The organism is Fodinicurvata halophila (assembly GCF_042651425.1).
Taxonomy (GTDB): Bacteria; Pseudomonadota; Alphaproteobacteria; order Kiloniellales; family DSM-21159; genus Fodinicurvata; species Fodinicurvata halophila.
In genome coordinates, this window is the sequence record NZ_JBHSCW010000011.1 from 100,149 (window position 1) to 111,648 (window position 11,500).

General features: G+C 57.9%; 11 protein-coding genes and 2 pseudogenes. 4 read left to right on the forward strand and 9 right to left on the reverse strand.

What is annotated here, in order from left to right:
* Positions 1–30: 30 nt before the first annotated feature.
* The 3 genes from ACFOW6_RS16610 to ACFOW6_RS16620 are packed head-to-tail and all read right to left on the reverse strand — an operon-like array spanning position 31 to position 2,085.
* Positions 31–672: a hypothetical protein gene (locus tag ACFOW6_RS16610; RefSeq protein ID WP_382423548.1), complete on the reverse strand. Its 642-nt coding sequence runs from the start codon at positions 670–672 to the stop codon at positions 31–33.
* Between the two features lies 1 nt (position 673).
* Entirely contained in the window at positions 674–1,255 is a 582-nt protein-coding gene (locus ACFOW6_RS16615; protein ID WP_382423549.1) for a hypothetical protein, read from the reverse strand.
* Positions 1,252–2,085, reverse strand: a complete 834-nt coding sequence (locus ACFOW6_RS16620) for a terminase small subunit (protein WP_382423550.1) — start codon at positions 2,083–2,085, stop codon at positions 1,252–1,254. Before ACFOW6_RS16620 ends, ACFOW6_RS16615 begins: the two co-directional genes overlap by 4 nt.
* A gap of 165 nt (positions 2,086–2,250) precedes the next feature.
* Between ACFOW6_RS16620 and ACFOW6_RS16625 the strand changes: the two genes are divergently transcribed.
* The gene (locus tag ACFOW6_RS16625) at positions 2,251–2,565 is read left to right on the forward strand and encodes a hypothetical protein (RefSeq protein WP_382423551.1); all 315 of its coding nucleotides are present in this window, start codon (positions 2,251–2,253) and stop codon (positions 2,563–2,565) included.
* Positions 2,566–2,841: 276 nt separating this feature from the next.
* Here the strand turns inward: ACFOW6_RS16625 and ACFOW6_RS16630 are convergent, their stop codons facing one another.
* The 5 genes and pseudogenes from ACFOW6_RS16630 to ACFOW6_RS16650 all read right to left on the reverse strand — a co-directional run bounded on the left by ACFOW6_RS16630 (position 2,842) and on the right by ACFOW6_RS16650 (position 9,078).
* Positions 2,842–4,434 (reverse strand): DNA primase family protein, encoded by a 1,593-nt coding sequence (locus ACFOW6_RS16630; RefSeq protein ID WP_382423552.1) that lies wholly within the window; start codon positions 4,432–4,434, stop codon positions 2,842–2,844.
* A 78-nt stretch (positions 4,435–4,512) separates the two neighbouring features.
* Positions 4,513–4,887: a hypothetical protein gene (locus ACFOW6_RS16635; protein ID WP_382423553.1), complete on the reverse strand. Its 375-nt coding sequence runs from the start codon at positions 4,885–4,887 to the stop codon at positions 4,513–4,515.
* Positions 4,888–5,726: 839 nt separating this feature from the next.
* Positions 5,727–6,995, reverse strand: coding sequence for a tyrosine-type recombinase/integrase (locus ACFOW6_RS16640; RefSeq protein WP_382423554.1), 1,269 nt, complete (start codon positions 6,993–6,995; stop codon positions 5,727–5,729).
* A gap of 386 nt (positions 6,996–7,381) precedes the next feature.
* Positions 7,382–7,634: pseudogene (locus ACFOW6_RS18195) on the reverse strand (transposase); the annotation flags it as partial.
* A gap of 184 nt (positions 7,635–7,818) precedes the next feature.
* The gene (locus ACFOW6_RS16650; protein WP_382423555.1) at positions 7,819–9,078 is read right to left on the reverse strand and encodes a class I SAM-dependent methyltransferase; all 1,260 of its coding nucleotides are present in this window, start codon (positions 9,076–9,078) and stop codon (positions 7,819–7,821) included.
* Between the two features lie 697 nt (positions 9,079–9,775).
* Here ACFOW6_RS16650 and ACFOW6_RS16655 point away from each other — a divergent pair.
* The 3 genes and pseudogenes from ACFOW6_RS16655 to ACFOW6_RS16665 form a co-directional block, all read left to right on the forward strand.
* Positions 9,776–9,913: pseudogene (locus ACFOW6_RS16655) on the forward strand (type II toxin-antitoxin system HicA family toxin); the annotation flags it as partial.
* Positions 9,913–10,326: a type II toxin-antitoxin system HicB family antitoxin gene (locus ACFOW6_RS16660; RefSeq protein ID WP_382423556.1), complete on the forward strand. Its 414-nt coding sequence runs from the start codon at positions 9,913–9,915 to the stop codon at positions 10,324–10,326. The pseudogene ACFOW6_RS16655 and the gene ACFOW6_RS16660, both read left to right, overlap by 1 nt.
* A gap of 120 nt (positions 10,327–10,446) precedes the next feature.
* Complete coding sequence (locus ACFOW6_RS16665; protein WP_382423557.1) at positions 10,447–10,704, forward strand: nitrilase-related carbon-nitrogen hydrolase; 258 nt, start codon at positions 10,447–10,449, stop codon at positions 10,702–10,704.
* Positions 10,705–10,728: 24 nt separating this feature from the next.
* Here ACFOW6_RS16665 and ACFOW6_RS16670 read toward each other — a convergent pair whose 3' ends face one another.
* Positions 10,729–11,334, reverse strand: a complete 606-nt coding sequence (locus ACFOW6_RS16670; protein WP_382423558.1) for a GNAT family N-acetyltransferase — start codon at positions 11,332–11,334, stop codon at positions 10,729–10,731.
* Positions 11,335–11,500: the final 166 nt, after the last annotated feature.

Here is an 11,500-nt window from a genome sequence, read left to right on the forward strand (position 1 = left end):
CACCCCCACGTTGAGACGCAGCCCGCGTCCTTATGATCCATATCCGCGACGACGACTTTCCTGGATAACCAGGCGAACAAGTTTGGGATCGTTTCCGCTTCCTGTTGCCTGAAGCGTCGCCTTCGTGCCCGGCGCAACAACCTCTAGGTCATCTATGAACTGACGCGCTGCCGAGATATCGGCCTCAGTAACGCCCTCGGCCTGGAGAAGCTCCATGCTCTCCATGTATTCCGCCTGCACGGCTTCCTCCGAGATCGGACCCGCGACGGTATCGGCCTGCCGGTCCTTGACGATCTGAAAAGCCTGATCCAGAGCACCAGGATCCGTACCAGCAGCCTTGAAGTCGTCGGAGAGGGCATCGCCGGCCGCCAGGAGTTCCTGAGCGCGCTCAGCATCACCATCCGCCGCGGCCGAGTGCGCAAACCCGGAAACAAAGTCGCGCACTGGCTGATCGTTATACTGCTGCTCATTCTTGAACAGCTGCTCAGCAGCTTCGGAGCTGTCGTCTCCCGTAGCTTCATCCGCCTTAGGGGATGCGCCCTGCTGCCCAGACAGCCGCTGTGTAGCGGCATCTATGCGTGCATCGAACCATTCAGGCGCCCCCTCCCCTTTCGGGGCATCGTCTGGGAAGAGGACGTACGCCGCCTCGCTGGAAGTATCGTTATCGCTCATCTCAGTTGGCGTCCTTTTCGCCGCTGCCTTCCAGGAGGTAAGCCCAGCCGATAGAGACAAAATCGGCAATGCCGCGCTTGTCATGCAGGTACACGAACTGCCCATTCGCCATCGCAGTGACAAGAGTACTTGCGCGGTCGGCAACCCCTCTACGTCCGACAGTAGTGTTTCCTGGCGGCTTTTTTGCCAGGCGGAGTTCCGACCAGACCGCCTTTTCCTGGTTGGTCAGCTCATCCAATACGACATTCAGTTCAGATAGGAGGTTGTCGGCTTTCTCAGCCGTTTGCAGAAGCGTCTTTGCGTTGGCCTGGGCTGCGCTAAAGTGCCGCTCACACTCCTGAGCCTCGAGCCTGACCCTCTCAGCCGTTTCAGCCTCTTCCGCCTTTTGGAGTGCCCGCTCCAGAATGCGCCGCTCGAGCTTGAGGCGCTCGATCTCGGCATTCACCTCAGTTATTTTCTTGCCGGCGCCCTCCACGCCATCGGCAACCTCGGCGGAACGAGTATCAAACTCCGCTTCACGGGACCGCAACTCATCATTTACGGCCCTGATCTTCTTGGAAATATCCGTAGAAGTCATAGTCATTTGTCTTTGTCTCCTTTGTTGCGACTGCCTATAAGCCCGTCTTCCAACGAGGCGTAGTCGCATTCCACGTGGCCAACACCTTCGGGCCAGTCCGACAGGATTGGGCTGTAGGCGGGCGGTGCAGGCTTGTTCCAATCTTCACTGGCCTGCGGCTGCGGGCGCTTGCTGTCCGTTTCCCTGGCCTCATCATCCTTTCCCGCCTTGCGCATTCGAGTGTTGAGTGGATGAGGCTTTACCTCGGGCTTCTGGGGCGACGGGGGCGTTCCATCGGCCTGGGGAGCTGGACGGACAGGCGCTGTGGGCGCCCCCCAACGCTCAGCTGCCCGCTCGAGACGTTTGGCCAGGTCTTCATGCATGTTGTGCTTTATGAGATCCTGGAACGCGTTCACGTCGACGTGTTTACCGATGAGCTCCGTGCGCTTGTGTCGGTCCGAAAACCTGAGCTTGCGTACGCGTCCAATGTGTTCGCGATCCTGGCCGGAGCCCTCATATAGCTCTTCACTCTCCACACTTTGGACAAGGCCCTTGCGGAATATCTCCGGCCACTCGTGAACCGGCTTCACCTGGCCGGTCTCCTTGTCGAACAGATCGGCAAGATCGGCCTCCGCTTCATCGACAAGGCGGCGCAACACCCAGAAGGCATCGATATCCGCCCGGTCGGCGCGCTCAGCCTTGGCGGCATCGATCGCCGCCGCAATCTCGGGTTTCTTCAACAGCTGTGCACCCTGCTCATTCGCGGTCTTTTCAGAGTATCCAGCACGGATCGCGGCCTGAGTGGCATTCAGATCCAAAAGATATTCCTGAACGAAACGCTCTTGTCGGGGCGTCATGGAACGAGCCTGCCTTGAAGTGTTGCCGCAACCAGTTACTAAGTTTCACTAAGTTAAGGGCTGATGGTTGCCGGCAGTTCCTCGTTGAGGCTAGAATCTGCTCCAAGCCCCAGGATCATTACCTGGAACAGGCTTGGATCCGCTCTGACAGACGGAGGCGGAACATTGAGCGCAGCTATAAAATTCTCGTTGAGCTGGGTCGTGGCAATGGCCTGCCTGACACTACCACTCGCCGCAGTGTCCGGCGCGCTGGTCGACGTGGGAGCCGGTGCCAGCATTGCCTTTCTGTCCGGTGCGATCGCCTCGATGGCGGCGTTTCTGGGCATCGGATATCTGGCAACTGTCGCGGGGGAAAAGCTTGGCGTCAGCTTGTTCCCTCGCACCTATGAGACTTCAAGCCTGCGCGGTGTCCTGCTCGGGATCGGGATTGGCATTTCCGGAAGCTGGGCCGTGGTTTCCATCGCCAGCACGATGTTCTGAGCGGCTCCTGACCTCAGATAGTCCTGCCGTCCTAGATGCCTGTTTTTACGCCGTACTCACATCTAACGTCCGCGCACGTCCGCGGTCGCATGCATTGTATTCTCTACTTTTTCTTATTTCCCCCGGTATATACATGCATCAACATTTTTCTCATATAGATCTTGCATAATCGCGGACGACTGCGGACGTGCGCGGACCAAGCGAGGTTTTCTGCGGGTTTCAGCGGGCAGCCAATTGAGGATGTTGCGCGGACGTGCGCGGACGACTGCGGACCAGTCACCAATCCATACCGTATCCACCTAATGGACGGGCTTCCGGGGCGAGATCGATGCCCTCATAGAGCCTTTTACGCGCCCCATCGGCACCGCGCCGGCTGACACTCAAGCTCGGAACTGCTGCACGGAGGTCCCTGCCGAACGTCTGTAGAGTTCCTGGTTCCTTGCGGCCGTTCGCCTCACACCATTGGCGCCAGGCGTTGAACAGCTCTTCCGGGGTGCATTGCAGGCCTGTTCCCGTCTCGCATTTCTGCTCGACAAAGGCCCCCATGGGAGAGCCGAGCTCTTCCAGTTCGCTGATTGCCTCCCGGGCACTCTCCGGCTGCATGAAGTACCCACGATCACGCAGGCGCAGATATCCCTGCCGAGCCCAATTGAGGATCCCCGGCAGCTCCCCCAACAGACGCGCTCCAAGGCCGCGATCTTCCTGCCCATAGAACGACCTTTCCATTGTCAGGACAACGAAACGGGATGCGAGCGCACCAGACGCATCCGCCAGCCGCGGCAGTTCATTTGTCATGACCAGGAAGCGGACCGGCATTCGTCCGGTCCACGGAGGCAGGTATTTGCGGTCGATGGTCTGAACGTCCTCACCAGAGATCGACAGTAAGCGCTCGGCAATGGAGGCCTGATCCACTCGCGCGCTCAGACGTGCATCCCCGATAATGGCGAGCGATTTGCCAATCAGAGGGGCGAGGCCGAAATTCGTTGCCAGGCTGGCCAGGGTCGGCGCAACAACGTTGCCCTGCCCCAGCAGGCCTGTCAGGACACGGGCGAGCGTTCCCTTCCCGGAGCGCTTCGGGCCCACGATCAAGCCGATCTTCTGCTGGGAGGTGTCGGGCGACAGGTAATACCCGAATAGATCCTGGAGGGCCGCAATGGACTGCTCATCGTTCGGCCAAAGCTGATTGATGAATTTCAACCACTCCCTGGGTTCCGGTGCCTCGGCATCGTAATCCACGTCCGCTGCGTTGAAGCCGAAATACTTGGCCGTGGCTGGATACAGACGCCCGCTGGGGAGATGCAGCAGGCCGTTGCGAACCGGCAGCAGTTCATCGGCAGGCGGGGCGTCTGCGGGCTTCTCCAACCAGGCCGGTGGCTCGACGTGGGCCGGCAAATTGGCAGCGGCCGCCAGCGCCGCGGTTACATCCCCGACACGTGAACGATTTGGCTGAAACGGTCCCAGCTCTTTTGCGCTTGTCCAGCGTTTCGCCTTGTCCAGAAAGAGCCACACCGCCGCCTGGACCGCGTTCTGATCCGCCTCGGCATAGGAATGGCCGACCCACTCATAGAAGGCACCACGGTGGTGATGCAGGGTCCGGACCTCATTCGAGGTGTAATTGTCTCTCAACAGGGATCGTGCGGACCGCAAGGGATCCTTCGGGTCGAGGATGGGGGGTCCCTCAAGATCCACCTCCAAAGGCTCATCCTCCCGCGCTGTCTCCTTGGGCGTCTGTGGTTTCCAATCGCGGACCCTGGCGCGCATGAACCCGTCGATCTGGTCCTTGGTCCAGCCCGCCGCGACGGCATCGGCAACGTCCCAGCTTTCCGGTGGCCTTTGTCCGGAGCTAAAGTCTGCAAAAGTGTACATCATGAGCCGCCCTCCTGAGGCCGGAGACGACTGTTCAGGTCAACAGTGAGGGAGCAACGAAGGGGTATGAATGGTGACGTTTCAAATATCATCGGCATCCCCGTCCCCCAGGCCATGACGATGCTCGAGCCGCACTATGTACTCACGAAAACGAGCGACGAAACCAGCGTCGTGCTCTATCTTCTTCGCCGCCACGCCGCCACGCATGGCTTGAGACGGGCGCACCTCGACGTGCGGTAACGGCTTCCCTTCCAAGAGGTTCGACAGGCTGCGGTCAGCCCGTTGAAGCTCACGGTACAGCTGTAGCAATGCCGTGCGTTCCTGCACCGAGAGCAGTGCGAGGCTATACAAGACATCGGCGCGTTTTCCCAAAGCATCAATTTCAGGATGGCTGAGCGGCTCACGCCAGCGAGTTCCGGCAACGGTTCTCGGGAATGTTGGGATAAAATCAGACATTGGTACCCCATTGGTTGCATGGGGCGGCGTGTTGCGATACAAGCAACGTAGGAAATCAAACTTCGCCGCCCGGTTGGTCTAGGACATGGCCCGCCGGGTTTTTTTTCGATCCGGCGCAGCGGCGATTATTCCGCAGCATTGCTTGAGGCTTTACTCGTGGAACCCATGGGCGGCGACAGAATTTCCTCAGCCCATCGATCGAGCTCTGTTACTTCATAAATAACTAGGCGTGTTCCAGCCTTGCGATATGCTGGTCCGCCTCCTTTCACTGCTAGCTTGGCGAGTGTAGCTGGCGCGCGGCTAATGCCATGATGCTGCCGCAGGTACTCTGAAGCCTCGGAACGGGTCAAACGAGTGGGAACGTTTTGCATCGGTCATTTCTCCTCTGTTTCTCAACAGTGCCGAGAATCGCCGGCAAAAGGTTAATATAGCCAATTTTTCAGAACTAAATAATATCAATGAGTTATAATTCTCTGAGCGGCCCCTGCCTGTTATCTGAGGTCGAGAATTGCCGCAAGAACAGCTGTATTGACCCTGTGTAAAGCCGGAGGAAATAAAATCATCGACCTCAGCAGGACCAACACGCAGGCGCGATTTACGGGCCGTTGATAGAAGGTCGAAGCGAGGTCGAATAAATATTGGCGGGACGTTCTATCAGGCCCATTACGTGGTCTGAGGGCTGTTATAGCAGGGGAGGATCGGGGGAGAATAAAAAATCGCGATCGATTGCCTCGAGCGGATTTTCGAGCTCCAGCTTCGTCGGATTGCTGACTGTCACTGTTAGCGGAAATCGTACGGAAATAAATTCCTGGGCTATCGGATGCAATGAAGCGATCGCTTCATTGGCTCCCGTCCATAAGTCGCGCAATTTCCTCCGCGACCTTGTCCGCAGCAGCCAGAAGGACGGTATCCGTTCTGCCTATATAGCGGGCCGTCACACCGCCAGCAGAATGCCCCAGGAGCGCAGCCACGGTTGGCAGAGTGAGCCCGAGCCCGTCCGCGGTCGTCGCAAAGCCATGACGCAGCCCATGCAGCGTCAGATCCGATAGTGCGTTTTGCTGCTCTTGTTCCAGCTCCTTATGAGTGACGATCCGCTTGTACGCTTTAGGAAGTCCCCCATAACTCGCGGCCTCCCTCTGCACCGAAGGAAACACAAACTCCCCAAGTGCCCCGCGTTCCTGGACAGATCGCAACAATTCCACCGCCGGCAGTCCGAGCGGTCGAACGCTGTCACCGGTTTTGGTGTTTCGCAGGTATAGGCATTGCCCGGCAAGATCGACCTCGGACCACTTGAGCCCGGAGACTTCACCGCGTCGCAGACCAGTGAGTGCCGTAAGGCGAATGGCATCAACAGCCTGCCAGGGTTCCCGGCGATCTTCCGCCATCGCCAGGGCGCGTCCCAGGGCAGCGTATTTGGCCATGAAACCGGATAATTCCCGCTTCCTATCTCCGGGCAGGCGCAGTCCGTGAGCCGGGTTCACCTCGATCACGCCTTGATCAACAGCATATGCCAGCACACCGGAAAGCAGGCCTACGGTTCGCCGCGCTGTGCCTTCACCCCCTTTCACGATGGCGCGACCTCGAACGCCCGTCTTTACGTCGGCAGCCGTCTTGCCAGCCTTCACAGAAATGAAGAAGGCGCGGACATCCTGGCGCCTGAGGTCGCGAACAACACGATGGCCGAGCAGCGGCACGATATGCCTGTCGATCCGGCCCTCATCGGTCGCAAGCGTCGAAGGGCGTTTCGTGGCACCGTACCGAGTGAAGATATTTCCCGCTCGCGCGGCCTTCATGTAATCCTCGCATAGATCCCTCACTGTCCAGGCCGAACGATCGGTACCTCTCTTCTCCGCGGGATCCTCGCCACGAGCCACGGCCGCCAGAAACTGGCGTGCCTCCCCTCGCGCCTCATCCGGGGTCAGCACGCCATAACGTCCAACCGTCAGCCGCCGAGAACGGCCATGCCGGTTTCTGTACTGGACAAGGAAAGACTTTGCGCCGGAGGGCTTCACCCGAATACCAAAGCCCGGCAGGCCATCATCCCAAACGACAAAATCACGTGAACCCGCAACGATGGCATCAACGGTTCGCTTTGTGAGTTTCGGCATAGGCGTCCTCGGGTAAGCACAAGGTAAGCACCAGGTAAGCATATCCGAGAATTACCCGCGCTTACCGCCTATTACCAATGACGGAAACTGTTTCGAAAATCAATGATATAGTAAGCTTTATCTATCTCGGGCCAGAAGCAGGAATAGATTGTCTCCTGCCTTCACACGGCAGGGGTCGCTGGTTCAATCCCAGCCGCGCCCACCATTTTCCAGAAAAATCAAGCTCTTCCCCATTAACGGGGGATGGGCATTCATTAGACACGGTTAATTACACCGTTCCGGCTGTAGAGGGTCATGGCCCTCATGCGATAATTCTCGTAATTCCCGAAGCCGAAGACCCGCTGCTCGCGCACCCCATGGCGGTCCCTCAGTAGAGCGATGGCCCTGCGCCGGGCAGCGGGCGTCACCACTTTCTTGGCAACAGATTCTTCAGGCCTGCGTTGTCCAGCATGGCATCGGCACAGATGCTTCTTGAGTCAGGTTTTCCCCCTCCAAAGCCTTCAGGCGGTTGGCATCGGAAACCTCCTTGCCGCCATATTTGGCCTACCAGGCAGAGAAGGTCGCTGTTGACGTGCCGTGCTTGCGGCAAAGATCCGCGATCTTCGAGCCTGCCTCATGCTCTCTCAGAAACCCAATAATCTGTTCATCGCTGTACCTGCTCTTCTCATCGGACCCCTTTCATGCTTGAACCCAATTTCAGCAACACTTGTTCGACCCAGCGGCAGGGTTTCGCGATTTCTGCGGACTTTGGATGCTAGAGCCTTATCTTACCGGAGCGATCGGTTGCAGGCGCATCCACGGGAACCGGATGCCCGGAATAGTCTCAGGCCGGTTTCTCGACGACCATTTGCGCCACCCCGTAACCGAGCGTATCGAACGCCGCTTCCGAACTCGCCAAATAGAAATTCCAGAGGCGGCGGAACCGTTCATCGTAACGGTCATGATCAAGCGCACTGAAATTTCCGTTGAACCTCTTGCGCCAATGCCGAAGGGTCATCGCGTAGTGACTACCGTCATGGATGAACGGTTCCTGCGATCGTACCAGTTTCGCCGCCTCGGCGCCGACCGTCATATCCTCAAGTTGCGGAATCAACCCCCCGGGGAAGATATATTTCCTCATCCAGGCATTCGTCCGGGTTCGGTTGGGCTTGATTATACTGTGAACGAGGGCCCGGCCGCCCGGCTTCAGCATACGATTTATCGCCTTGAAGTAGTCGACGAAGTGCTGTCGGCCGACATGCTCGAACATACCGATCGAAACCACACGATCGTAAGCTTCCGGGTTTTCCTCCGCGTGGTCACGGTAGTCCTGCAATTGGCAGGAAACCCTGTCTTGCAGATCGAAAGGCAGATGCCGTTCGGCCCATGTCAATTGCCTGTCTGCAAGGGTAATCCCGACTGCTTCGGCATTGCGGCGGGCAATCGCGCGGGTCATCGCCCCCCACCCGCAGCCAATATCCAGGACGCGCATCCCAGGCTCCACCTGGAGGCGGTCGAGCGTTATCTCCAGCTTGTTCTTCTGCGCGGCTTCAAGGCTTTGTGTATCGTGTGTGAAGAAGGCGCAGGAATAAACCATCTCGCCATCGAGAAATGATTCATAGAGATCGTTTCCTATATCGTAATGGTGCGAGGCATTCTTTCGGCTCTGGCGCGTAGTGTTGGTTCGCAAAACATGCGATGCCATGCCGTATATGCCGTTCAGCGCCCGGACCAGTGGCCAGCCCTCGATACGTGCTTCGTTTATCAGCAGATAGCCAAGGAAGCGGGGCAGGTCAGCTTCTTCAATTTCCCAGTCGCCGTTAACGTAAGTCTCTCCCACAGCCAGACCGGGGTTGACGAGGATTCGCAACAAGGCCGGCAACCGGTTGAAGTGAATGTCTACTGGCTGGCCGGTGCCGTCACCGAGGGTCAACCAGCCGCTATCGCGAAACTGAAGATTGATGTTGCCATGCCGAATGAATAATCCTGCGCATCCCGCCATCACGCGGAAGAGAAAAGAATCGAGCCTCCGGGCTCGCCGGTCCGTCGGCGTGTTCCCCCTTGCAAATTCACTCGAAGAGCATCGTTCAACCTTATCGCTCATTCTGCAGCGCGGCCTCTTTGGACTACAAAGGCTTTTACGAGTTTAACGCAGCGCATTGCCACGAGAAATGGCAATTCAGCGATATGTGGTAAATTGACATGCTCCGGATCTCTGATCTGAACGGTCGTTCGTTAGCGACACCTAACTCATAGCAAGCTGCACTCAGTTTCATCTGACTCCGGCGGCTCAGTCGTCCCTCGTTGGTCATCAGCATCCTCAGTTCACTTACCCTGCTTCTTCGTTGCGGTGTCATTTCTGCAGTGAGAATCGACCATATATTAATATTAGGTTCGAGGCACCTTAACTATCTGTTTTTCCTGATAATTATTGAGCGAGCCCACTCTTGACATCGTAGGGGTCATTGGCTCACTCGGCATGCCACCCTTTATCACAGCGACAATCAGAACGGCTTGGACCCTCCTCCTCTTCATTCGATGAAGCTCGGAGATTCAGTTCTCTCCCATATCCTGTATCAGCCAGCGCGCGTGGCGCCATGCCTGTCGCCATCCCTGGATTTCAATCGCTGGCTACTACCATAACAAGCAATCACCCGATACATCTGCCCCTTCATAACTTCCCAGTCCACTAGAACCTATCGTTTGCCAAGGAAAGTGTGTATAAATATACATGGGCAGAAATGAACAGTCGGGATATGATCAGGCCTATAGAGAAGGATGGCTGATATCAGGTCGCCCAGAAAGGCAGCCACATCCAGTTCAAGCATCCTGAGAAGCAAGGAGGTGTAACGATCCCGCACCCAAAGAAGGATCTTCCTCCCGGAACACTGCTCAGCATCGAGAAGCAGGCCGGTCTCAAGCTTCGAAGGTCAAAGTGATGCGTCAGTACATAGCATTGATCCACAAGGAAACCGACTGTGATTACGGCGCTTCCTTTCCTGATCTACCGGGATGCGTGACAGCTGGCTCGACGCTGGACGAAGCTCGAGTCATGGCAGAGGAAGCGCTCGCCCTGCATCTGGAAGGCATGAAGAAAGACGGCGAACCCGTCCCCGAAGCCTCTTCCTTGGAAGACATCATGGACAACCTGGAAAACAGGGACGGTGTGGCTATTCTCGTGGCGGCACCGGATGACGTTGCCCCCATCGTCCGGGTCAATATCACCTTGCCGGAAGATATCCTGAGCAGGATCGACCGCTATGCCGAAGCACACGGCTATACCCGCTCCGGCTTCATGCTCCAGGCCGCAAAGCGTTTCATGGCAGGAAACAACGGGCAGCGCGCTGCCTGAGGCTCGTTTAAGGGCGTCTTCTGAGAGGAATGACTAGCGAAGCCCCTTGCTCACACCTGACGTCCCAGCAGCGCCACCTCGAAAGGATAGCGCCAGATAAGCTGAGCGCCGGTTTCGGTAATGACCAACCGCGTGGGGCGGGAAGGTCACCTCAGCTTCTGGGGCGGCTCGCGCATCATCGACCCTTTCGGCCACATCCTGGCACAGGCCGGCGAGGCGGAGGAACTGATCTCGGCCGAACTGGACTGCGACCAGTTCCGCAAAGCCCGCTACCTGTTGCCCACGGTGCGGGATTCCAACCTCTCGCTGCTGCTGCGCGAGGGACAGCGCCTGGCCGACCTTGTGGGCGTGCCCAACAGCCTGAACCGTCACCCCTAGAAACCCGGTTCTCCTTGAGACCAACTACAGGGACTTCATCCAGACGCTCATGGGCTTGAGGCTTTCCTCGGTTTCGTCGGCGTCCTGCCAGGACAGGCTGACGCTCATGCCCTCGATCTTCCGGTATCCCCGATTGTGCCAGAACCGGTCGAGAGGCCGGTAATCGGCCGGACGGCGCGGATCCTCCTCGGAACGCTCCACGGCACAGAAGCAGCAGCGGGAAAAGCGTTCAAGCGAGCGGGCATAGGCCTCGCGTTCCTCGAAGAAGCGCACGCCGATCCCGCGGCCGCGGTAACTGCGTTGCAGGACGGATTCGCCGAAATAGAAGAAACTCTCGGGATCCAGGCCCCGGGCACGGAATGGTTCGGTCATGGTCGGCGGCTCGGCACTGAGCGGCAGGCCCGTCGCTGCGCCAACCAGGGCGTTCCCGTCGAAGGCGCCTATGATGACGCTTTCCTCGGCCTCCTGATAGGCGCGAAGATAACGGGCCTCATACTCCATGGAGCCGATATAGAGATAGGGATGTTCCCGGAAAACATCGATACGCAGTCGTGCAAGCTCTCGCAGGTGCCGCTCGAGAGCATCCCCCGTGAGCACCTCGAACCTGATATCAACGGCCGGGCGATCCATACTGAACTCCATTGAAAAGATTGCACTGCAGGATTTTATTAAGCAAAAGCTGCCAGCCTGAAAAGCACAGGCTTGATATATCCTTGGTTTGCCTCTGGCAGGGGGAAACACTACCCTGTGCCGCATGGGGGCCCGGCTCACGGGGCTGTGGGGGATTACGGGAATA

What these genes read in the sequence shown, in the direction of transcription:
- ACFOW6_RS16610 (WP_382423548.1), bottom strand. Translation starts at nt 672, where the DNA reads ATGAGCGATAACGATACTTCCAGCGAGGCGGCGTACGTCCTCTTCCCA.
- ACFOW6_RS16615 (WP_382423549.1), bottom strand. Translation starts at nt 1,255, where the DNA reads ATGACTATGACTTCTACGGATATTTCCAAGAAGATCAGGGCCGTAAAT.
- ACFOW6_RS16620 (WP_382423550.1), bottom strand. Translation starts at nt 2,085, where the DNA reads ATGACGCCCCGACAAGAGCGTTTCGTTCAGGAATATCTTTTGGATCTG.
- ACFOW6_RS16630 (WP_382423552.1), bottom strand. Translation starts at nt 4,434, where the DNA reads ATGATGTACACTTTTGCAGACTTTAGCTCCGGACAAAGGCCACCGGAA.
- ACFOW6_RS16635 (WP_382423553.1), bottom strand. Translation starts at nt 4,887, where the DNA reads ATGTCTGATTTTATCCCAACATTCCCGAGAACCGTTGCCGGAACTCGC.
- ACFOW6_RS16640 (WP_382423554.1), bottom strand. Translation starts at nt 6,995, where the DNA reads ATGCCGAAACTCACAAAGCGAACCGTTGATGCCATCGTTGCGGGTTCA.
- ACFOW6_RS16650 (WP_382423555.1), bottom strand. Translation starts at nt 9,078, where the DNA reads ATGAGCGATAAGGTTGAACGATGCTCTTCGAGTGAATTTGCAAGGGGG.
- ACFOW6_RS16660 (WP_382423556.1), top strand. Translation starts at nt 9,913, where the DNA reads ATGCGTCAGTACATAGCATTGATCCACAAGGAAACCGACTGTGATTAC.
- ACFOW6_RS16665 (WP_382423557.1), top strand. Translation starts at nt 10,447, where the DNA reads ATGACCAACCGCGTGGGGCGGGAAGGTCACCTCAGCTTCTGGGGCGGC.
- ACFOW6_RS16670 (WP_382423558.1), bottom strand. Translation starts at nt 11,334, where the DNA reads ATGGATCGCCCGGCCGTTGATATCAGGTTCGAGGTGCTCACGGGGGAT.